Origin of the sequence: Pseudomonas sp. S5D5 (assembly GCF_003013355.1) — a bacterium.
In the GTDB taxonomy this organism is placed as follows: Bacteria; Pseudomonadota; Gammaproteobacteria; order Pseudomonadales; family Pseudomonadaceae; genus Aquipseudomonas; species Aquipseudomonas aylmerensis.
Genome location: NZ_PTEO01000001.1, coordinates 6,228,380 through 6,250,246, shown reverse-complemented (window position 1 = coordinate 6,250,246; position 21,867 = coordinate 6,228,380). Strand labels below are relative to the sequence as shown.

Annotated in this window: 15 protein-coding genes; 11 read left to right on the top strand and 4 right to left on the bottom strand. The window is 62.2% G+C overall.

Translation table 11 applies throughout. The features are described from left to right. Positions 1–56 precede the first annotated feature (56 nt). The 7 genes from dnaB to C9990_RS28590 all read left to right on the top strand — a co-directional run bounded on the left by dnaB (position 57) and on the right by C9990_RS28590 (position 12,549). Positions 57–1,454, top strand: a complete 1,398-nt coding sequence (dnaB, locus tag C9990_RS28620) for a replicative DNA helicase (RefSeq protein WP_065900140.1) — start codon at positions 57–59, stop codon at positions 1,452–1,454. A 188-nt stretch (positions 1,455–1,642) separates the two neighbouring features. Next, a complete protein-coding gene (locus C9990_RS28615) occupies positions 1,643–3,946 on the top strand; it encodes a YgiQ family radical SAM protein (RefSeq protein ID WP_065900141.1) in 2,304 nt (767 codons plus the stop codon). Positions 3,947–4,166: 220 nt separating this feature from the next. Next, a complete protein-coding gene (locus C9990_RS28610; protein ID WP_065900142.1) occupies positions 4,167–5,087 on the top strand; it encodes an NAD synthetase in 921 nt (306 codons plus the stop codon). Then, positions 5,084–5,533 carry a hypothetical protein gene (locus tag C9990_RS28605; protein ID WP_065900143.1) on the top strand — a complete coding sequence of 150 codons (450 nt, stop codon included), beginning with the start codon at positions 5,084–5,086 and terminating at the stop codon, positions 5,531–5,533. The genes C9990_RS28610 and C9990_RS28605 overlap by 4 nt, the downstream gene beginning before the upstream one ends. Before the next feature lie 187 nt (positions 5,534–5,720). Then, positions 5,721–9,011, top strand: a complete 3,291-nt coding sequence (locus C9990_RS28600; RefSeq protein WP_106805313.1) for a DUF2126 domain-containing protein — start codon at positions 5,721–5,723, stop codon at positions 9,009–9,011. A gap of 161 nt (positions 9,012–9,172) precedes the next feature. After that, positions 9,173–11,659 (top strand): circularly permuted type 2 ATP-grasp protein, encoded by a 2,487-nt coding sequence (locus C9990_RS28595; protein ID WP_106805312.1) that lies wholly within the window; start codon positions 9,173–9,175, stop codon positions 11,657–11,659. Further along, the gene (locus C9990_RS28590) at positions 11,659–12,549 is read left to right on the top strand and encodes a transglutaminase family protein (RefSeq protein WP_065900151.1); all 891 of its coding nucleotides are present in this window, start codon (positions 11,659–11,661) and stop codon (positions 12,547–12,549) included. The genes C9990_RS28595 and C9990_RS28590 overlap by 1 nt, the downstream gene beginning before the upstream one ends. A 219-nt stretch (positions 12,550–12,768) precedes the next feature. On the opposite strand, the gene C9990_RS28580 is transcribed toward C9990_RS28590, so the two are convergent. Beyond that, complete coding sequence (locus C9990_RS28580; protein WP_065900153.1) at positions 12,769–12,951, bottom strand: hypothetical protein; 183 nt, start codon at positions 12,949–12,951, stop codon at positions 12,769–12,771. Between the two features lie 332 nt (positions 12,952–13,283). On the opposite strand from C9990_RS28580, the gene azu reads away from it, so the two are divergent. Further along, complete coding sequence (azu, locus tag C9990_RS28575; RefSeq protein ID WP_106805725.1) at positions 13,284–13,730, top strand: azurin; 447 nt, start codon at positions 13,284–13,286, stop codon at positions 13,728–13,730. Positions 13,731–13,945: 215 nt separating this feature from the next. Here the strand turns inward: azu and nadE are convergent, their stop codons facing one another. From nadE to C9990_RS28560, 3 genes are all read right to left on the bottom strand, one after another. After that, the gene (nadE, locus tag C9990_RS28570) at positions 13,946–14,773 is read right to left on the bottom strand and encodes an ammonia-dependent NAD(+) synthetase (RefSeq protein ID WP_065900157.1); all 828 of its coding nucleotides are present in this window, start codon (positions 14,771–14,773) and stop codon (positions 13,946–13,948) included. A gap of 3 nt (positions 14,774–14,776) precedes the next feature. Next, positions 14,777–15,991, bottom strand: a complete 1,215-nt coding sequence (gene pncB / locus C9990_RS28565; protein WP_065900159.1) for a nicotinate phosphoribosyltransferase — start codon at positions 15,989–15,991, stop codon at positions 14,777–14,779. A 226-nt stretch (positions 15,992–16,217) separates the two neighbouring features. Then, positions 16,218–17,114 (bottom strand): LysR family transcriptional regulator, encoded by an 897-nt coding sequence (locus tag C9990_RS28560; RefSeq protein ID WP_065900161.1) that lies wholly within the window; start codon positions 17,112–17,114, stop codon positions 16,218–16,220. 154 nt (positions 17,115–17,268) lie between these two features. On the opposite strand from C9990_RS28560, the gene C9990_RS28555 reads away from it, so the two are divergent. The 3 genes from C9990_RS28555 to C9990_RS28545 all read left to right on the top strand — a co-directional run bounded on the left by C9990_RS28555 (position 17,269) and on the right by C9990_RS28545 (position 21,731). Beyond that, entirely contained in the window at positions 17,269–18,759 is a 1,491-nt protein-coding gene (locus C9990_RS28555) for an aldehyde dehydrogenase family protein (protein ID WP_106805311.1), read from the top strand. 177 nt (positions 18,760–18,936) lie between these two features. Continuing rightward, positions 18,937–20,220, top strand: a complete 1,284-nt coding sequence (locus tag C9990_RS28550) for an FAD-binding oxidoreductase (RefSeq protein ID WP_106805310.1) — start codon at positions 18,937–18,939, stop codon at positions 20,218–20,220. Between the two features lie 374 nt (positions 20,221–20,594). Then, entirely contained in the window at positions 20,595–21,731 is a 1,137-nt protein-coding gene (locus C9990_RS28545; protein WP_065900167.1) for a branched-chain amino acid ABC transporter substrate-binding protein, read from the top strand. The last annotated feature ends 136 nt before the right edge of the window (positions 21,732–21,867 follow it).

Below are 21,867 nucleotides of genomic sequence, written 5' to 3'. Positions count from 1 at the left end.
TCCTGTTTACAGGTCGTGCCTTTTGTTTTTCTACAAACCCCTAATTCCAAGTGGCCATGAACGATATTTCAGCTCCTGAGCAATACGATCTGCAAACCGCTGCCCTGAAGGTGCCGCCGCATTCCATCGAGGCCGAACAGGCTGTGCTCGGTGGCCTGATGCTGGACAACAACGCCTGGGAACGCGTGCTGGATCAAGTCTCGGACGGTGATTTCTATCGGCATGACCATCGCCTGATCTTCCGTGCCATTGCCAAGCTGGCCGACCAGAACTCGCCGATCGACGTGGTGACCCTGGCCGAACAGCTGGACAAGGAAGGCCAGACCTCCCAGGTCGGCGGCCTGGGTTATCTCGGCGAGTTGGCGAAAAACACGCCGTCCGTCGCCAACATCAAGGCGTATGCGCAGATCGTCCGCGAGCGCGCCACGCTGCGCCAACTGATCGGCATCAGCACCGAGATCGCCGACAGTGCCTTCAACCCCGAAGGCCGTACCGCCGCCGAGATTCTCGACGAAGCCGAGCGCCAGATCTTCCAGATCGCCGAAGCGCGTCCCAAGACCGGCGGCCCGGTAGGCGTCAACGAGCTGTTGACCAAGGCCATCGACCGTATCGACACGTTGTTCAACACCGACAACGCGATCACCGGTATCTCCACCGGCTACACCGACCTCGACGAGAAAACCAGCGGCCTGCAGCCGGCTGACTTGATCATCGTCGCCGGCCGTCCATCCATGGGTAAAACCACCTTTGCGATGAACCTGGTGGAAAACGCGGTGTTGCGCAGCGACAAGACGGTGCTGGTGTACTCCCTCGAGATGCCAGGCGAATCGCTGGTCATGCGTATGCTTTCCTCGCTCGGCCGTATCGACCAGACCAAGGTGCGTGCCGGTCGCCTGGAAGACGACGATTGGCCGCGCCTGACCTCGGCGGTCAACCTGCTCAACGACCGCAAGTTGTTCATCGATGACACTGCCGGTATCAGCCCGTCCGAGATGCGCGCACGTACCCGCCGCCTGGTGCGCGAGCACGGCGACATCGCCCTGATCATGATCGACTACCTGCAGTTGATGCAGATCCCGGGCTCCAGCGGCGACAACCGGACCAACGAGATTTCCGAAATCTCGCGGTCCCTGAAGGCCCTGGCCAAGGAATTCAACTGCCCGGTGGTGGCGCTGTCCCAGCTCAACCGTTCCCTGGAACAACGTCCCAACAAGCGCCCGGTGAACTCCGACTTGCGTGAATCCGGAGCGATCGAGCAGGACGCCGACGTCATCATGTTCGTGTACCGCGACGAGGTGTACCACCCCGAAACCGAGCACAAGGGCATTGCCGAGATCATTATCGGCAAGCAGCGGAACGGGCCGATCGGCTTTATCCGCCTGGCGTTCATCGGCAAGTACACGCGTTTCGAGAACCTGGCTCCAGGCAGTTACAACTTCGACGACGACGAGTAAGCCCCAGCGCCTTCAAGGGCCTCATCGCCGGCACGCCAGCAGCCACTCTGGATGTATTCACTAATCAGTGTGGGAGCGGGCCTGCCGGCGATGGCTTCAGCACAATTCCGACTGTTGCCGTCGGAATTGGTCAAAATTTGTGCTATATTCCGCGCCCGCGATTTTTCATCTCAACACCGGTCACCGTCATGCAAACAGCCAAGCCGTTATTTGACTATCCCAAGTACTGGGCCGAATGTTTCGGTCCTGCGCCATTCCTGCCAATGAGCAGGGAGGAGATGGATCAGCTTGGCTGGGATTCCTGCGACATCATCATCGTCACCGGTGATGCGTACGTGGACCACCCATCGTTCGGCATGGCCATCATCGGCCGGCTGCTGGAGTCCCAGGGCTTTCGCGTCGGGATCATTGCCCAGCCGAACTGGCAGTCCAAAGACGACTTCATGAAGCTTGGCGAGCCGAACCTGTTCTTCGGCGTCGCGGCCGGCAACATGGACTCGATGATCAACCGCTACACCGCCGACAAGAAAATCCGTTCCGACGACGCCTACACCCCTGGCGGCATGGCCGGCAAACGCCCGGACCGCGCGAGCTTGGTGTACAGCCAGCGTTGCAAGGAAGCCTACAAGAACGTGCCGATCGTGCTCGGTGGCATCGAAGCCTCCCTGCGCCGCATCGCCCACTACGACTACTGGCAGGACCGTGTGCGCAACTCGATCCTGATCGACGCCACCGCCGATATCCTGCTGTACGGCAACGCCGAGCGCGCTATCGTCGAAGTGGCCCAGCGCCTGTCGTGGGGTCACAAGATCGAAGACATCACCGACGTGCGCGGCACCGCGTTCATTCGTCGTGATACGCCGGCAGGCTGGTACGAAGTGGACTCCACGCGGATCGACCGTCCGGGCAAGATCGACAAGATCATCAACCCGTACGTGAACACCCAGGACACCCAGGCCTGCGCCATCGAGCAGGAAAAAGGCCCGCAGGACGATCCGGAAGAAGCCAAGGTCGTGCAGATCCTGGCCAGCCCGAAGATGACCCGCGACAAGACCGTGATCCGCCTGCCATCGGTGGAAAAGGTCCGTGGCGACGCGGTGCTGTATGCACACGCCAACCGCGTGCTGCACTTGGAAACCAACCCGGGCAACGCCCGCGCGCTGGTGCAGAAGCACGGTGAAGTGGACGTGTGGTTCAACCCGCCGCCGATTCCGATGACCACCGAAGAAATGGACTACGTGTTTGGCATGCCTTACGCCCGCGTTCCGCACCCGGTGTACGGCAAGGAAAAGATCCCGGCCTACGACATGATCCGTTTCTCGGTGAACATCATGCGTGGCTGCTTCGGCGGCTGCACCTTCTGCTCGATCACCGAGCACGAAGGTCGCATCATCCAGAACCGTTCCGAAGAGTCGATCATCCGCGAAATCGAAGAGATCCGCGACAAAGTGCCGGGCTTCACCGGCGTGATCTCCGACCTCGGCGGCCCGACCGCGAACATGTACCGCATCGCCTGCAAGAGCCCGGAAATCGAATCCGCGTGCCGCAAGCCGTCGTGTGTGTTCCCGGGTATCTGCCCGAACCTGAACACCGACCACTCCTCCTTGATCCAGCTGTACCGCAGCGCCCGTGCGTTGCCGGGGGTGAAGAAGATTTTGATCGCTTCCGGCCTGCGCTACGACCTCGCGGTCGAGTCGCCGGAGTACGTCAAGGAGCTGGTCACCCACCACGTCGGTGGTTACCTCAAGATCGCCCCGGAACACACCGAGGAAGGTCCGCTCAACCAGATGATGAAGCCGGGCATTGGCAGCTATGACAAGTTCAAGCGCATGTTCGAGAAGTACACCAAGGAAGCGGGCAAGGAGCAGTACCTGATCCCGTACTTCATCGCCGCCCACCCGGGCACCACCGATGAAGACATGATGAACCTGGCCCTGTGGCTCAAGGGCAACGGCTTCCGCGCCGACCAGGTGCAGGCGTTCTACCCGTCGCCGATGGCCACCGCCACCGCGATGTACCACTCGGGCAAGAACCCGCTGCGCAAGGTCACCTACAAGAGCGACGCGGTAACCATCGTCAAGAGCGAAGAGCAGCGCCGCCTGCACAAGGCCTTCTTGCGCTACCACGACCCGAAAGGCTGGCCGATGTTGCGTGAAGCGCTGACCCGCATGGGCCGTGCCGATTTGATCGGCCCGGGCAAGGACCAACTGATCCCGCTGCATCAGCCGAGCACCGACAGCTACCAGAGTGCGCGTCGCAAGAACTCGACGCCGGCCGGCAGCCACAAGGTCGCCAAGGAAACCACCACCCGGATCCTCACCCAGCACACCGGCCTGCCACCGCGTGGCAGCGACGGCAGCAACCCGTGGGACAAGCGCGAGCAAGCCAAGGCCGCCGCCCAGGCGCGCAACAAGCAGGCAGCCAAGGAGCGCGCGGATGCGGCCAAGGGCAAGGGCGGCAAGCCTGCGCGCAAACCGGTCGTGCCGCGCTGATCGCAACCTGAATATGCAAAACGCCAGCCTCGTGCTGGCGTTTTGCTTTCTATTCGCTGGCGTACCTGTTTGTTAAGGTGGCGCCCATTGAATCGCCTTCGCGAGCAAGCCCGCTCCCACATTTGTCCGAGTTCCAGCATGAGAATGCGCTCGAATGTGGGAGCGGGCTTGCTCGCGAAGGCGTCAGTTCAGGCACCCTTCATTTCAAGGAAGAACACCCATGAGCAACCCCCTGCTCAACATTGGCATGGACTCCAACCGCTCCCAATTCATGGCGCGCCAGCGCATCGAAAGCCAGATCAACCTGCCGCGCCTGTTCGCTGCCATCGATGCCGACCCCGCCATTGTCGGTGCCGGTGTTGTGTATATCGATGCCGAGTTCAACGTCGTCACTCTGCGCGAATTCCAGCCTATCTGCAGCATCGCACCCAAGCGGTTGATCCTGCGTGAGGCACAGAAGTACATCGCGCCAACGCAATTCGCCCAACAGGTGCAAGACAACCCGCGGGAGTCCCGGCTGGTGGGCGAAGCGGTCAATACCACGCTGTCGTGTGCCGGCGCGGTCATCGGTTGGATTGTGGTGCTCAGTGGTTCCGTCGCGGTCCCGTTTTCGGCAGGCGCCAGTTCGGTGGTCGTGGCGCTCGGCTACACGGCTGCGGCAGCCAGTTCCGTGCAGTGTTTTGCCAGCGGCTATCGCACGGTCAATGAGATCCGTAACCCCGCGCGCAATGATCAGCTCGACAGTGAGGAGTGGTACCAATACACCATGATTGCCCTGGATGCGGCGTCGTTGGTCGGGGTCGGTTCATCGGCGCTGGCAACGGTCAAGCTGGTGCGGCTGAATAAGGCCGCCACCGGAAAAAGTGTGAGGGAGGTGCTCAGGGGCCTGAATCGACAGGAGCGCGCCAAGTTGACCAAAGAACTGTTGAGCATCAACGATCCACGCCTGACGTCCAAGATGATCAAGCTGAAGCAGTTGTCGGGAGAGTTGCCTAAGCGGTTCACGCCCACCGAGGTCAAACATGCAACAGTCACGCAGATCAAGGATGCCTTGGGCGCAGTCATTGGTTTTACCGGCAGCGCAGTGTCGGGGAACGTACGCACAATTGCCGTAGGGCTGTATGAGGAGGCCGAGCAATGAACGAACTGCCCAGCATTCGCAGTTTTCTGTCGACGTATTTCCCGGTCTTCATGGGGGCGATATTTGCCTCGATTTTCACCCTCGTGTTTACGGTTCCGGTGTTCTTCGACAGCTATATGCCCAGCCTGTCCATGGCAGATAACGCCAAGTACGCCTTCCTGGTGGGTATCGCGCTCACGCTAATCATCGTGCACTGCAATTTCATGATCGCCCGCGGGCATCCCCAATGGACGTGGCCGGTCGTGGTGCTTTTGGGGGTGTGCTTTCTGAGTGTACTGCCAACCCTCAATGATCAACCGAATGCGCTGATGTATGCCTTGAGCCTCGTGTTCCCATTGCTTGGGCTATTGCTGTTCAACAGCAAGCGTCACCGTGAAATGCGCCAGAAACTGGTCGAAGTTCGCCTCCTGCGCGAAGCCATCAGCGCCCGCCAAAAAGCTCGCTGACTGGGTAGATTCACCACCCCCGCTCACATGACCGCCACATAAATGTGCAACCCTCGCACCATTACCGCAGCCACGGCGCCGTTTTGGTGCTGTACTGCACCGGGTCCCACGATAAAGCGCAATGACCGCCGCTCTGGCATAAGTCTTGCGCGCGTTGTGTCCATGCCCTGGCTCGCAGGAGGCCGCCGTGTCGATTCATGTCGCGTTGCACCACGTTACGCATTACCGCTATGACCGCGCTGTCGAACTCGGCCCACAGATCGTGCGTTTGCGCCCGGCGGCTCATAGCCGCACGCGGATTTTGTCCTACGCGCTGAAAGTGCTGCCCGAGCAGCACTTCATCAATTGGCAGCAGGACCCCCAGGGCAATTACCTGGCGCGCCTGGTGTTTCCGGAAAAGACCGACGAGTTGCGCATCGAAGTCGACCTGGTCGCCGAGATGGCGGTGTTCAACCCATTCGACTTTTTTCTCGAGCCCTACGCCGAAAAAATCCCGTTCACCTACGCCGCCGATGAGCAGCGCGAGCTGGCGCCGTACCTGGAAACCCTGCCGCTGACGCCGAGATTTGCCGCCTACCTTGCCGGCATCGACCGTACGCCGCTGCCGGCCGTGGATTTCCTGGTCGGCCTCAACCAGCGCCTGGCGGCCGATATCGGTTACCTGATCCGCATGGAACCGGGCGTGCAGACCCCGGAATTTACCCTGGAAAACGCCTCCGGTTCCTGCCGCGATTCGGCCTGGCTGCTGGTGCAATTGTTGCGCAACCTGGGCTTGGCGGCGCGGTTTGTGTCCGGCTATCTGATCCAGCTCACCGCCGACGTCAAAGCCCTCGACGGCCCGTCCGGCACGGAGGTGGACTTCACTGACCTGCACGCCTGGTGCGAGGTGTATCTGCCCGGTGCCGGCTGGATTGGCCTGGATGCCACCTCCGGGCTGTTCGCCGGTGAAGGGCATATCCCGCTCGCTTGCAGTCCCGATCCATCATCTGCCGCGCCAATCAGTGGGTTGGTGGAACCCTGCGAGTGCGAATTTACCCACGAGATGTCGGTTGAACGCATTTGGGAAGCGCCACGCGTCACCAAGCCCTACACCGAAGAGCAATGGCTGGCGATCCAGGCCCTGGGCCGGCAGATTGACGGCGACCTGCTCAAGGATGACGTGCGCCTGACCATGGGTGGCGAGCCGACTTTCGTCTCCATCGACGACCCCGACGGCGCCGAGTGGAACACCGCCGCCCTCGGGCCGGACAAGCGACGGCTGTCCGCCGAGCTGTTCCAGCGCATGCGCAAGCACTACGCGCCCAAAGGCCTGGTGCACTTCGGCCAGGGCAAGTGGTACCCCGGCGAGCAACTGCCGCGTTGGTCGCTCAATTGTTACTGGCGCCGCGACGGCGTGCCGATCTGGCACAACAGCGCGCTGATCGCCGATGAGCAACAGGACTACGGCGCCGATGGCGCGCTGGCCGGGCGTTTTCTGGCCAGCGTCGCCGAGCGTCTGAAGCTGCCGGCGCGTTTCGTGTTCCCGGCCTTCGAAGACAATTTCTATTACCTGTGGCGCGAAGGCGCGCTGCCGCAAAACGTCACCGCCCAAGACCCGCGCCTGAGTGATGACCTTGAGCGCGAACGCCTGCGCAAAGTGTTCAGCCAGGGCCTGGATAAAGTCATCGGCCAGGTGCTGCCGCTGGCGCGCACCGCCGCCAATGATCGCTGGCAGAGCGGGCGCTGGTACTTGCGCGATAACCATTGCCGTCTGGTGCCGGGCGATTCGCCGCTGGGCTATCGCCTGCCCTTGGCCTCGCAACCGTGGGTGACGGCGGCGGAATATCCCTTTGTGCATCCCACCGACCCGAACCAGGATCAGCCGGGGCTGCCGACAACCGCGCAACTGCAGAGCCACGGTGAACCCGCGCCGAGCGACGAGCGCGTGCCGAAGGTAGACGAGTCCGCCGACTGGCTGACCCGTACCGCCCTGTGCGCCGAGGCCAGGGAAGGGCGCCTGTACCTGTTTATGCCGCCGCTGGAGCGCGTGGAGGATTACCTGGAGCTGGTGGCCGCCATCGAAGCCACCGCCGAAGAGCTGCTTTGCCCGGTGCTGCTCGAAGGCTACGAGCCGCCGGCGGATACGCGCCTGAGCAACTTCCGCGTCACGCCGGACCCTGGTGTGATCGAGGTCAACGTGCAGCCGTCCGCCACCTGGGACGAGCTGGTGGAGCGCACCGAATTCCTCTACGAAGAGGCTCGGCAAACCCGGTTGACCACCGAGAAATTCATGATCGACGGCCGTCACACTGGCACCGGCGGCGGTAACCACTTTGTACTCGGCGGCGCCACGCCCAAGGATTCACCGTTCCTGCGCAGGCCGGATTTGCTGCGCAGTTTGATCAGCTACTGGCATAACCATCCTTCGCTTTCATACCTGTTTTCCGGGCTGTTCATCGGCCCGACTTCCCAGGCGCCACGGGTCGACGAAGCACGCAACGATGCGCTGTACGAGCTGGAAATCGCCTTCGCGCAAATGCCCGAACCGGGCGAGGAGTGTCCGCCGTGGTTGGTGGACCGCTTGCTGCGCAACCTGCTGATCGACGTGACTGGCAACACCCACCGCGCCGAGTTCTGCATCGACAAACTCTACTCACCGGATGGCGCTACCGGCCGCCTGGGCCTGCTGGAATTGCGCGCCTTTGAAATGCCGCCCCACGCGCGCATGAGCTTGACCCAGCAGCTGTTGCTGCGCGCGTTGGTCGCGCGCTTCTGGCGTGAGCCCTATGCACCGCCAAAACTGGCGCGCTGGGGCACCGAACTGCACGACCGTTTCCTGCTGCCGCACGTTATCGAGCAGGACTTTGCCGATGTGATCGTCGAACTCAATGCCGCCGGTTACCCACTGCGCGCCGAATGGTTTGCCGCGCACCTGGAATTCCGTTTTCCCAAGGTCGGCGACTACGCAGTCAGCGGCATCGAACTGGAACTGCGCCAGGCCCTGGAACCCTGGCATGTACTCGGTGAAGAGGGCGCGGTGGGCGGCACGGTGCGCTATGTCGATTCATCGCTGGAGCGCTTGCAGGTGAAGTTGAGCGGCTTGCCGCCGCAGCGTTATCTGCTGACCTGCAATGGCATCCCGGTGCCGCTGCAACCCACCGGGCGCGTCGGCGAGTTCGTTGCCGGCGTGCGTTACCGCGCCTGGCAACCGGCCAACTGTCTGCAACCGACCATCGCGGTGCATGCGCCGTTGGTATTCGATCTGCTCGACACCTGGATGCAGCGCTCCCTGGGCGGCTGCCAGTACCACGTGGCCCATCCGGGCGGGCGCAACTACGACAGCCTGCCGGTGAATGCCAATGAAGCCGAGAGCCGGCGGATGGCGCGGTTTTTCAGGTTGGGGCATACGCCTGGGAAGCTGCAGGTACCGACGATGATCATCAACGATGAGCTACCGATGACCCTGGATTTACGGCGTTTCCCCAATAAAAATGACTGAACGCGGTTCGAAAAATGTGGGAGCTGGCTTGCCTGCGATAGCGGTGTATCAGCCAGCCAATAAGATGACTGGAAAATCGCTGTCGCAGGCAAGCCAGCTCCCACATTGGATCGCAGTAAATTTGAGTTAATCTGACTTCCCTTGCCTCTGCCGAGCGTTCCATGCCCGACTTGCTCGACCGTTACCCGCTGACTGCGGGCACTTATCACGAACTGCTCGACGACAGCGGCGCGGTGCGTGCCCATTGGCAGCGCCTGCTCGATCACCTGCAGCGCAGCACTCCCGCGCAACTGGCCCAGCGCCAGGCGCTGCTGACCCGGCAGATCCAGGAAAATGGCGTGACCTACAACGTCTACGCCGACCCCAAGGGCGCTGACCGTCCGTGGGAATTGGACCTGTTGCCGCACGTACTGGCTGCCGATGAGTGGCAGCAGCTGGCAGCGGGTATCGCCCAGCGGGCGCGCCTGCTCAATGCGGTGCTGGCTGACCTGTATGGGCCGCAACGCTTGATCACCAAGGGCTTGCTGCCCGCTGAGCTGGTGTTCGGGCACAACAACTTCCTGTGGCCGTGCCAGGGTATCCAGCCGCCGGACGGGGCGTTCCTGCACCTGTATGCGGTGGATCTGGCGCGCACCCCGGATGGCCGTTGGTGGGTGACGGCCGACCGCACGCAAGCACCGTCGGGGGCCGGCTATGCCCTGGAAAACCGTACCATCGTGTCGCGGGCGTTCCCGGACCTGTACCGCGACCTGCAGGTGCAGCACCTCACCGGTTTCTTCCGTACGCTGCAGGAAACCCTGGCCCGCCAGGCGCCCGGCGATGACCAGCCGCCGCTGATCGTGCTGCTCACACCCGGGCGTTTCAACGAGAGCTATTTCGAACACCTCTACCTCGCGCGCCAGCTCGGCTACCCGCTGGTGGAGGGCGGCGACCTCACCGTGCGCGACAGCACCGTCTTCCTCAAGACCCTCAGCGGCCTGCGCCGGGTGCACGCCATCATGCGGCGCCTGGATGACGACTTCTGCGACCCGCTGGAGCTGCGTACCGACTCGGCGCTCGGCGTGCCCGGCCTGCTCGACGCCGTGCGCCAGGGCAATGTGCTGGTGGCCAATGCCCTGGGCAGCGGCGTGCTGGAGTCGCCGGGGTTGCTCGGTTTCCTGCCGAAGATCAACCAGTTCCTGTTTGGCGAAGAGCTGATCCTGCCGTCCATCGCCACCTGGTGGTGCGGTGAAGCGCCGGTGCTGGCCGAAGCCCTGGAGAAATTGCCGGAGCTGCTGATCAAGCCGGCGTTTCCGTCGCAAAGCTTCACCCCGGTATTTGGCCGCGACTTGAATGACGAGCAGCGCCAGGCCCTCGCCGAACGCATGCGCGCGCGGCCTTACGCGTATGTCGCCCAGGAGTTGGCGCAGCTGTCCCAGGCGCCGGTGTGGCACACCGTGGATGATCACCTGCAGCACCGCGCCATCGGCATGCGTGTGTATGCAGTGGCCAGCGAGGATGGTTACCGCGTGCTGCCCGGCGGCCTGACCCGCGTGGCGGCCGAAGCCGATGCCGAGGTGGTGTCGATGCAACGCGGTGGTGCCAGCAAGGACACCTGGGTCCTCGGTGAACGGGCTGCCGGTGGCGAGCACTGGCGCGCGCAACGGGCGATTGGCGCGCATGATCTGGTGCGCCGCGACCCGTATCTGCCGTCACGGGTGGTGGAAAACCTGTTCTGGTTCGGGCGTTATTGCGAGCGCTGCGATGACAGTGCGCGCTGGCTGCGCATTGTGCTGGCGCGCTACGTCGATGGCGACGATCCGCTGGCGCTGCAGGCCGCGGTCGAGCTGGGCGAGAACTTGCGTTTGTTGCCGGAGGAAGGCGAGTTGCCCGAGCGCCTGCTCGCGGCGTTGCTCGGCGATGACTGGCCGTCGAGCCTGCGTGCCAACCTGCAGCGCCTGCAGTGGGCGGCGTCGCAGGTGCGCGGCAAGTTGTCCCGCGAGAACTGGCAGGCCTTGGTCGAACTGCAGCGCGAAGCCTTGGAGCTGGAAAGCGAAAGCCCGGATTTTGGCGAATTGCTGGATTTTCTCAACCGCCTGGTGATGTCCCTGGCGGCGCTGTCCGGCTTTGCGCTGGACGACATGACCCGCGATGAAGGCTGGCGCTTTTTGATGATGGGCCGGCGCATCGAGCGCCTGCAATTTCTCAGCAGCAGCCTGGCGGCATTCCTGCGCGGCGTGGCGGTGTTCGACCAGGCGGGGCTGGAGTGGTTGCTGGAGTTGGGCAACAGCAGCATCACCTATCGTTCGCGCTACCTGGCGGTGCCGCAACTGATCCCGGTGCTGGACTTGTTGCTGCTGGATGAGCAGAACCCCCACGCCGTGCTGTTCCAGCTGAAACTGGTGAGCCGCACCTTGCGTCGCCTCAACGACGACTTCGGTGTGCCGCGCGAAACCGGCCTGGCGCCGTTGGTCGAGCGCCTCGCGCGTTTCGACCTGGGCTGCCTGGAAAACCCGCTGTTTGGCGAGTCCAGCGTGCGCGCCGCGCTGGAGGGGCTGGCCGACCTGTTGCAGGCGGTCGCCGATGAAAGCGGGCAAGTGTCGGACCGCCTGGCGTTGCGCCACTTTGCCCATGTGGATGATGTCAGTCAGCAAACGGTGTCGGTGTGATGAGTGCGCGCTACCAGATTTTCCACGATACCCACTACCACTACGACAGCCCGGTGTCCCTGGCCCAGCAGCTGGCGCACCTGTGGCCGCGACCCTGTGCCTGGCAGCGCTGCAGCGCGCAGCAGTTGGAGATCAGCCCGCCGCCGTCTTCGCGTCGCGATGAGCTGGACGTGTTCGGCAACCCGATCACACGGCTGGCGTTCGAGCGGCCCCATGATGAATTGCTGGTGAATGCCGGGCTCACCGTCGAAGTGCTGGCGCGGCCGACGCTGGATTTCCAGCAGTCACCGCCTTGGGACCAGACCCGTGACAGCCTGACCTACAGCAGCCAGCCGCTGTCGCCACAGCTGGTCGAAGCGTGCCGCTATCGCTTCGAATCGCCCTATGTGCACCTGAAGAAAACCTTCGTCGAGTTTTCCGAGAGCTGCTTCCCTCCCGGCAAGCCGTTGCTGTTGGGCGTGCAGGCCTTGATGGAAAAGATCTTCAGCGAATTCACCTTCGATGCCGAAGCCACCCAGGTCGCCACGCCGCTGGTGGAAGTGCTGGAGCGCCGGCGCGGCGTGTGCCAGGACTTCGCCCACCTGATGCTCGCGTGCCTGCGCTCGCGAGGCCTGGCGGCGCGGTATATCAGCGGCTACCTGTTGACCCAGCCACCGCCCGGCCAGCCACGACTGATCGGCGCCGATGCGTCACATGCGTGGGTTTCGGTGTATTGCCCGGTCGCAGGGTGGGTGGATTTTGATCCGACGAACAATGTACAGCCGGCACTGGAACACATCACCTTGGCCTGGGGCCGGGACTTTTCCGATGTATCGCCGTTGCGCGGGGTGATCCTGGGGGGAGGCAGCCATGACCCGGAAGTGCGGGTGACGGTGATGCCGCTGGAGTGAGGATCGGGCTTCTTATTTGTGGCGGGCGGGCTTGCCCCGCGTTGGGCTGCGCAGCAGCCCTGAAGCCTGAAACTGCGGTCTGTCTGAACTAGCGGGGGATATATTGGGGCCGCTTCGCAGCCCAACGCGGGGCAAGCCCGCTCGCCACAACAAGCCCGCTTGTCACGGCAAGTCCGATAGCCACGACAAGCCCGCTTGCGACCTGGCGCAAAAGATCAATTATTCAGCCGGGTCTTTCGGTGTCTCGGTGTCGTCAGTCGCTACTTCGCCTTCGGCATCCGGGTTCAGTGCGCCGGCTTCTTCATCTGCAGCGGCTTTCTTGCGTTGCAGCTTTTCCTCTTTCTTCTGCTCCTTGGCCAAGTCTCTCTGACGTTTGGCGAAGGAGTAATTAGGTTTGGCCATGGGCGATCCTCTAGGGTCGAAGGTGAGGGTGGGCGGCGCGCAGCTGCCTTGGGCCGTCATGGTAGCAGCTTCAAGGGGCGCTTGGCCTTCACTTACCGCAGGCGTACGCGGCCAGCAGGCCGTTGAACAGGTGATTGAGGCGCATGGTTCGGACTCCAAAGGGTGATGGGCCGATCATAGGCAGGTGTCGCTACTTTAGCTGGTAGATTGTGTTGATAAGTCTGATAGCCTAAAGTTGTATACAATCTGTTGATTCAGATCATAAGAATTTACGCCTGCATGAGGCACCCTTGTCGCAATACGCGTTTTTTAACCCTGCCTTGGAGATTCACATGTTTGCCAAACTCGTTGCTGTTTCCCTGCTGACTCTGGCGAGCAGCCAGTTGCTTGCTGCAGAGTGCAAGGTCACCGTCGACTCCACTGATCAAATGTCCTTCAACACCAAGGCCATTGAAATCGACAAAAGCTGCAAGACATTCACCGTCGAGCTGACTCACTCCGGCAACCTGCCGAAAAACGTCATGGGCCACAACTGGGTGCTGAGCTCCGCCGCCGACATGCCTGGCGTCGCCAGCGACGGCATGGCTGCCGGCATCGACAAGAACTACCTGAAAGATGGCGACACCCGCATCATCGCCCACACCAAGATCATCGGTGCTGGCGAGAAAGATTCCGTGACCTTCGATGTGTCGAAACTGGCCGCCGGTACGGATTACGCGTTCTTCTGCTCGTTCCCAGGCCACATCTCGATGATGAAAGGCACTGTTGTCGTGAAGTAAGCCGACTCCGGTCGAAAAAAAAGCGCCTTTTCAGGCGCTTTTTTTGTAGGCGGCGAAAACCTGTGGCGAGCGGGCTTGCCCCGCGTTGGGCTGCGAAGCGGCCCCAAAAACTGCCACATGGCTTGTGTGAATGACCGCGTTCAACTCACTGGGGCCGCTGCGCGGCCCAACGCGGGGCAAGCCCGCTCGCCACAACGGCCCATTCACCACAGTGTTCACGGCGCGAACGGCATGACCCGCTTGTGCTCGGTCTTGCGGTAGGTGTCGCAGATGATCTTGAACGCTTCCTCACGCACCGGCTCGCCGTGCAGGAACGCATCGATCTCGGCGTAGGTCACCCCATGGGAGGCTTCGTCAGGCTTGCCTGGTGACAGGTCTTCGAGGTCGGCAGTCGGGATTTTCTCGACCAGCGACTCCGGCGCACCAAAGTGCCGCGCAATCGCGCGGACCTGGTTTTTCACCAGGCCACTCAGGGGGGCGAGGTCGCAGGCGCCGTCACCAAACTTGGTGAAAAAGCCCATCACGGCTTCCGCCGCATGGTCGGTGCCGATCACCAGGCCACCGGCCGCGCCGGCGATGGTGTACTGCGCCACCATGCGCATGCGCGCCTTGGTATTGCCCAGCACGAAATCGCGGGACACCGCGGCCTTGCCTTCGAATGCCGCGACTTCATTGGCCAGCGACTTCACCGCCGGGCCGATGTTGACGGTGTGGCGCTCGTCCGGCTCGATAAAGTCCACCGATGCCTGGGCGTCGATTTCATCGAACTGGGTTTCATAGGGCAGGCGCACCGCGATAAACCGGTAGGCTTCATCCCCGGTGCGGGTGCGCAGCTCCTGCATCGCGCGTTGGGCCAACAGGCCGGCGGTCAGGGAGTCGACGCCGCCGCTGATGCCCAGCACCAATGTCTTGAGCCCGGAATTGCGCAGGCAGTCCTGGATAAATGCCACACGCCTCGCAACTTCGGCTTCAAGGGCCGCCTGGTCTTTGAACGGTGCTTGGACCTTGAGCTGCTGCGCAATCTCACGCTGTACGGCTTGCATGATTCACTCCTTGCTGGAAAGGGCAGGTACTTTGAAAACGTGACGCAAATAGGCGACGAAATTCGGATCGGTGCAGTGGGTCTTGCCCGCTTCATCGGAGATTTTCGCGACGGGCTGGCCATTGCAGGCGGTCATTTTAAGCACGATGCTCATCGGTTCCACCCCTGGAATGTCACAGGTCAGGTTAGTGCCGATGCCGAAGCTCACATTGATCCGACCGCGCAGCGCACGGAAAATCTCCAGCGCCTTGGGCAACGACAGGCTGTCGGAGAACACCAGGGTCTTGCTCATCGGCTCGATGCCGAGCTTGTGGTAGTGGGCGATGGCTTTTTCCGCCCACTGTACCGGGTCACCGGAGTCGTGGCGCAGGCCGTCGAAGAGCTTGGCGAAGTACAAGTCGAAGTCGCCGAGGAACGCGTCGGTGGTGATGCAATCGGTCAAGGCGATGCCCAGCAGGCCACGGTATTCGCGGACCCAGCAGTCGAGGGCGGCGATCTGGCTGTCGATCAGGCGCGGGCCCAGTTGCTGGTGGGCCATGATCCATTCATGGGCCATGGTGCCAAGCGGCTTCATGTCGAACTCGCGGGCCAGGTGCACGTTGCTGGTGCCGACAAAACGCCCGGGGAAGTCATGCTTGAGCACGCTGACCACTTCTTCCTGGACCCGGTACGAAAAGCGCCGGCGCGTGCCGAAGTCGGCCACTTGCAACTCAGACAGCTCGTCGCTGCTGGCGTTGGCGGTCAGCCAGTCGAACTTGCGGTACAACTGCTCGCGGGCCTGTTCGAGGATCACGGTCTGGTAGCGGTAGCGGTTGCGCACTTCGCTGACGATGGCCAGCATCGGCACTTCAAACAGGATCACATGCAGCCACGGACCGCGCAGGCGGATAAACAGCTCGCCATTCTCGATGCCGGTCTGTACGTAGCGCAGGTTGAAGCGGAACAGCCCGAGGAAGCGCAGGAAGTCCGGCTTCATGAAGCTGATGCGCTCCAGGAAGCCCAGTTGGTCCGGGCTCAAGCTCAACTCGGCAAGGCGCTCGATCTGGTAGCGGATCTCCGCCAGGTATGGGCGCAAGTCTTCGCTGTTACGGCAACGAAATTCCCATTCAACTTCCACGTTCGGGTAGTTGTGCAGCACCGCCTGCATCATGGTCAGCTTGTAGAAGTCGGTGTCGAGCAGGTTCTGCACGATGCGATCGGCAAACACACTCTCGCTCATAACGGGAATCTCCAGACGGGTCGGCGATCGGCGCCGACCTTTACGCACAATTAAGGAAGGGGGCTAGTGGCGCATAGACCTGTGGGGTTTTGCCAGCGTTTTTTCATCTTGGGATCTTTGTTGTGGCCACTGGCGCCTTCGCGAGCAAGCCCGCTCCCACATTTGGAATGCATTTTAAATGTGGGAGCGGGCTTGCTCGCGAAGGCGGCATGTCAGGCGACGGGGCTCAAACAGGTTCAACTTGCTCCATCATCCACTTCACAAACTCGCGCACCTTGGGCACCTCCGCCGAATGCTCCGGATAGGCCAGGTAATACGCATCCTGGCTCGGCATCGCATGCGGCCAAGGAATCACCAGCTTGCCCTCGGCCAACTCCTCCTCCACCAGAAAACGCGGCAGCAGGGCCACGCCACAGCCCACCTGCGCGGCGCGGATGCACATATAGAACGTGTCGAAACGCGGCCCGTGGTAGCTGTGCTCGGTGTGGAAACCTTGGCTGGCGAACCAGTCATGCCAGCCCTGGGGCCGCGAGGCGTTCTGCAGCAACACCAGCTCGCTGAGTTGCGTCGGGTCGGTGAACGGCTGCGCGGGCAGGCTCTCCGGCGCGCACACCGGTACCAGTTCTTCGCTGAACAGCTTCAGGCTCTCGGTGCCAGGGCGTGAGCCCTGGCCGAAGTAGAAGGCCATGTCGGCCTTGCCTTGCAGCAACTCGTCCGGCTCCTGTTCGTTGCACAGGTCCAGGTGGATCTGCGGGTGACGCAGGCGCCAGCCCTTGAGGCGCGGCACCAGCCAGCGGGCGCCGAAGGTGTATGGCGTGGACACGCGCAGCACTTCGGTCTCGCCGCCGTAGGAGCGCAGGTAGTGCGTGGACATCTCCACCTGCGTGAGGATCTTGCGCACTTCCACCAGGTACAGGTCGCCCGCCGGGGTCATCTGCAAGCGGCGGCGCACGCGGCGAAACAGCAGGTGCTGCAGCAGTTCTTCGAGCTGCGCCACTTGTTTGCTCACCGCGCTTTGCGTGAGGTTCAGCTCCTCGGCGGCGCGGGTGAAGCTCAGGTGGCGGGTGGCGGCTTCGAAACACTGCAGGGCGGTGATCGAGGGCAAATGTCTTTTGTTCAGCACGGCACGCCTCTTTTTATTCTTTGCATGAATAAACGGAATGATATCTCGCCTAATCGTCGTTTGTTGGCAAGTCTTGGGCCAGCTACAAATAAGCTCAGGATCGCCGTGTGGGCCGCGGCGCAATTTTTCTGTCTGCAGATTGAAGGAGTGACCCATGGTTGCTGCATTGCTTGATCGTCTCGGGGTAAACCCGGCGCTGTACCAGGCGGGTAAACAACCCGTGCATTCGCCGATTGATGGCAGCCGTATCGGCAGTGTGCACTGGGAGGGCGCCGCCGAGGTGGAGCAGCAGGTCAGTCGCGCCGAGCATGCATTCGAGGCCTGGCGCAAAGTGCCGGCACCGCGTCGTGGTGAGCTGGTGCGCCAGTTCGGTGACGTGCTGCGCGAATACAAGGCCGACCTTGGCGAACTCGTCTCGTGGGAAGCCGGCAAGATCACCCAGGAAGGCCTGGGCGAAGTGCAGGAAATGATCGACATCTGCGACTTCGCCGTCGGCCTGTCCCGCCAGCTGTATGGCTTGACCATCGCCTCCGAGCGCCCCGGCCATCACATGCGTGAGACCTGGCACCCGCTGGGCGTGGTCGGCGTGATCAGCGCCTTCAACTTCCCGGTGGCGGTGTGGGCGTGGAACACCACCCTGGCGCTGGTGTGCGGCAACGCGGTGATCTGGAAACCTTCGGAAAAGACCCCGCTCACCGCCCTGGCCTGCCAGGCGCTGTTCGAGCGGGTGCTGAAAAAATTCACTGACGCCCCGCAATACCTCAGCCAAGTCATCATCGGTGGCCGCGACGCTGGCGCCGCGCTGGTGGACGACCCGCGCGTGGCCCTGATCAGCGCCACCGGCAGCACGCGCATGGGCCGGGAAGTCGCCCCGAAAGTCGCCGCGCGTTTCGCGCGCAGCATCCTCGAACTGGGCGGCAACAACGCGATGATCCTCGGCCCGAGCGCCGACCTGGACATGGCCGTACGCGCCATCCTGTTCAGTGCGGTGGGCACCGCCGGCCAGCGCTGCACCACCTTGCGTCGTCTGATTGCCCACGAGTCGGTCAAGGACGAAATCGTCACCCGCCTCAAGGCCGCCTATTCCAAGGTGCGCATCGGCCACCCGCTGGAAGGCAACCTGATCGGTCCGCTGATCGACAAGCACGGCTTCGACAATATGCAGGACGCCCTGGAACAAGCCCTGAGCGAAGGCGGCAAGGTATTCGGCGGCAAGCGCCAGCTGGAAGACACCTTCCCCAACGCCTACTACGTGTCGCCGGCGATTGTGGAAATGCCCGAGCAAAGCGACGTGGTGTGCACCGAAACCTTCGCGCCGATTCTGTACGTGATCGGCTACACCGACTTCGCCGAAGCCCTGCGCCTGAACAACGCCGTGCCGCAAGGCTTGTCGTCGTGCATCTTCACTACCGACGTGCGTGAAGCCGAGCAGTTCATGTCGGCGGTGGGCAGTGACTGCGGGATCGCCAACGTCAACATCGGCCCGAGTGGTGCGGAAATCGGCGGTGCGTTTGGCGGTGAGAAAGAGACCGGCGGCGGCCGTGAGTCGGGTTCGGATGCGTGGCGCGGGTATATGCGTCGCCAGACCAATACCGTGAACTACTCGCTGGAATTGCCGCTGGCCCAAGGCATTACTTTCGACTAAATACCTGTCGGAACGCGGAAAAAATGTGGGAGCGGGCTTGCTCGCGAATGCGGTGGATCAGCTGTATATCTGTTGACTGATCCACCGCTTTCGCGAGCAAGCCCGCTCCCACAGTTGATTGGATTACCAAGTCGAAACTGAATTTAGATGTTTGTTAGGTCTCATCGGAGTCTGGCAATGGCATTGCGCGAAACATGTTTGTGGGAACACCTCACCCCCGGCCGGCCGGAGCGTGCGGCGCTGGCGGGCGAGGTCAAGGTGGATGTGTGCGTGATCGGCGCCGGGATCACCGGTTTGTCGGCCGCCATTCACTTGCTGGAACAAGGCAAAAGTGTCGCCGTACTCGAGGCCCATCGCACCGGCCACGGCGGTTCGGGGCGCAACGTCGGGCTGGTGAATGCCGGCATGTGGATTCCACCGGACGAGATCGAAGCCGGTTTCGGCGAGGCGGTGGGCAGCCAGCTCAACCGCATGTTGGGCGCCGCGCCGTCGCTGGTGTTCAGCCTGATCGACAAATACAACATCGATTGCCAATTGCGCCGCGAAGGCACCTTGCACATGGCGCACAACGCCCGGGGCGAGGCGGATCTGCGCAGTCGCGAAGAGCAGTGGAAGCGCCGTGGGGCGCCGGTCGAATTACTCACAGGCCAGGCCTGCAAGCAAGCCACCGGCACCCAGAAGATCGCCGCCGCCCTGCTGGATAGACGCGCCGGCACCCTCAACCCGATGGCCTACACCAGTGGCCTGGCCACTGCGGCGGCGGGTTTGGGCGGACAACTGTTCGACCATTCCCCCGTCACCCAACTTGAACGCCAAGGCGCGCATTGGTCGGTGCAGACCGCCAACGGTGCGGTGCAGGCTGCACAGGTGGTGATCGCATCCAACGCCTACACCGAAGGCGAATGGACCGAACTGCGCCGCAACTTTTTCCCCGGTTATTACTACCAGGTGGCCTCGGCGCCCCTCACCGACGACGCCGCCAAGCAAATCCTGCCCGGCGGCCAGGGTTCCTGGGACACGCGCCAGGTATTGAGCAGCATCCGCCGCGATGCCGATGGCCGCCTGTTGCTCGGCAGCCTGGGCAACGGGAACCAGAAACCGGCCTGGTTCCTCAAGGCGTGGGCCGATCGGGTGCAGCAGCATTACTTCCCGTACCTCAAATCGGTGCAGTGGGAGTACACCTGGACCGGCTGCATCGCCTTCACCCCGGATCACCTGATGCGCCTGTTCGAACCGGCCCCTGGCCTCGTGGCAGTAACGGGCTATAACGGGCGCGGCGTGACCACCGGCAGTGTGGTCGGCAAGGCGTTTGCCGATTACCTGTGTCACCAGAATCCCCAGGCCTTGCCGATTCCGTTCGCGCCCATGCAACCGCTGGCCGGAGTGGGCCTGCGCAGTTGCCTGTATGAAGCCGGATTCTCGCTGTATCACGCCGGGCAATGCCTGAGGATCGTGATCTGATCAGCGAAATACTGCTCAGAAGCCTGCATTTTCTTAGCCGGCTACTAATCTGTATTGGTGCAAGTCGTAGCAATCACGCACTGTAAATGTGCAGTTCCGTTACGCACGTTGTTACAGGTGCAGGAACTGTCGTTTATCCGTCTGGTTGCAGGTGCGACCTGCCAAGGTTGTACTTTTTCGATCCACCGGTTGCACCTCTTGACGCTAGAGGGTTGCACGTCCTGGCAAAAGGAGTCGAAACGCCAGCAATCCCAATGACACCGTGTCTTTTTGAAGAATAAAAACGTAATGGCACGCGCCTTGCTCTGGGCTTTCAGTGAAAGGTTTGAATGCAAGTTGTCGTGCCAAAAATCAAAAATATCGGAGCACCACTCATGTCCCAGACGTTTTACAAGAAAGGTTTTCTGGCCCTCGCCGTTGCAGCGGCACTGGGTGTTTCTACGTTTGTTCAAGCTGATGTGAAGATTGGCGTGGCGGGGCCGATGACGGGCGCCAACGCCGCTTTCGGTGAGCAGTACATGAAGGGTGCCCAGGCGGCAGCCGATGTGGTCAACAAGGCCGGTGGCATCAACGGTGAGAAAATCGTGCTGGTCGCCGGCGACGACGCCTGCGAACCCAAGCAAGCCGTAGCCGTGGCCAACCGCCTGGCAGACCAGGACAAAGTCATCGGCGTGGTCGGGCACTTCTGCTCGTCCAACACCATCCCGGCGTCCGAGGTGTATGACGAGGCGGGCATCATCGCGATCACCCCAGGCTCCACCAACCCACAAGTGACCGAACGCGGCCTGGGCGCCATGTTCCGTATGTGCGGGCGTGACGACCAGCAAGGCATCGTTGCTGGCGACTACATCGTCGACGTGCTCAAGGGCAAGAAAGTCGCGGTTATCAACGACAAGGACACCTACGGCAAAGGCCTGGCCGACGCTACTGCGGCACAGTTGACCAAGCGCGGCGTCAAGCCGGTGCTGGAAGAAGGCCTGACCCGTGGCGAGAAAGACTTCAGCGCCCTGGTCACCAAGATCCGTTCCACCGGTGCTGACGTCGTGTACTTCGGCGGCCTGCACCCGGAAGCCGGCCCTCTGGTTCGCCAGATCCGTGAAGCCGGCCTCAAGGACGTGAAGTTCATGTCCGATGACGGCGTGGTCACCGACGAACTGGTCGCGACCGCTGGTGGCAAGCAGTACGTGGATGGCGTCTACATGACCTTCGGCGCCGACCCGCGCCTGCTGCCGGACAGCAAGGCCGTGGTGGAAGAGTTCCGCAAAAACGGCACCGAGCCAGAAGGCTACACCCTGTACGCCTACGCCTCGATCCAGGCCCTGGCCGCTGGCTTCAATGGTGCCAAGTCCAACAAGGGCGAAGACGCCGCCAAGTGGCTCAAGGCGCACCCGGTGAAAACCGTGATGGGTGAAAAAGCCTGGGACGCGAAGGGTGACCTGAAAGTCTCCGACTACGTGGTTTACCAGTGGGACAAAGACGGTAAATACCATCAGCTGGAAAAACAGAAGTAAGGCTGGGCACCACAGATCCGCTGTGGGAGCGGGCTTGCTCGCGAAAGCGATCTGTCAGCAGTCGATGTGTTGACTGACCCGCCGCCTTCGCGAGCAAGCCCGCTCCCACAGGGAATGGTGCTGTGATGGATATCTG

Excerpts from the sequence above, each read along its gene's own strand:
- C9990_RS28580 (WP_065900153.1), bottom strand. The coding sequence starts at position 12,951 with ATGGCCAAACCTAATTACTCCTTCGCCAAACGTCAGAGAGACTTGGCC.
- C9990_RS28610 (WP_065900142.1), top strand. The coding sequence starts at position 4,167 with ATGAGCAACCCCCTGCTCAACATTGGCATGGACTCCAACCGCTCCCAA.
- C9990_RS28590 (WP_065900151.1), top strand. The coding sequence starts at position 11,659 with ATGAGTGCGCGCTACCAGATTTTCCACGATACCCACTACCACTACGAC.
- C9990_RS28615 (WP_065900141.1), top strand. The coding sequence starts at position 1,643 with ATGCAAACAGCCAAGCCGTTATTTGACTATCCCAAGTACTGGGCCGAA.
- pncB (WP_065900159.1), bottom strand. The coding sequence starts at position 15,991 with ATGAGCGAGAGTGTGTTTGCCGATCGCATCGTGCAGAACCTGCTCGAC.
- azu (WP_106805725.1), top strand. The coding sequence starts at position 13,284 with ATGTTTGCCAAACTCGTTGCTGTTTCCCTGCTGACTCTGGCGAGCAGC.
- nadE (WP_065900157.1), bottom strand. The coding sequence starts at position 14,773 with ATGCAAGCCGTACAGCGTGAGATTGCGCAGCAGCTCAAGGTCCAAGCA.
- C9990_RS28605 (WP_065900143.1), top strand. The coding sequence starts at position 5,084 with ATGAACGAACTGCCCAGCATTCGCAGTTTTCTGTCGACGTATTTCCCG.
- C9990_RS28595 (WP_106805312.1), top strand. The coding sequence starts at position 9,173 with ATGCCCGACTTGCTCGACCGTTACCCGCTGACTGCGGGCACTTATCAC.
- C9990_RS28545 (WP_065900167.1), top strand. The coding sequence starts at position 20,595 with ATGTCCCAGACGTTTTACAAGAAAGGTTTTCTGGCCCTCGCCGTTGCA.
- dnaB (WP_065900140.1), top strand. The coding sequence starts at position 57 with ATGAACGATATTTCAGCTCCTGAGCAATACGATCTGCAAACCGCTGCC.
- C9990_RS28550 (WP_106805310.1), top strand. The coding sequence starts at position 18,937 with ATGGCATTGCGCGAAACATGTTTGTGGGAACACCTCACCCCCGGCCGG.
- C9990_RS28555 (WP_106805311.1), top strand. The coding sequence starts at position 17,269 with ATGGTTGCTGCATTGCTTGATCGTCTCGGGGTAAACCCGGCGCTGTAC.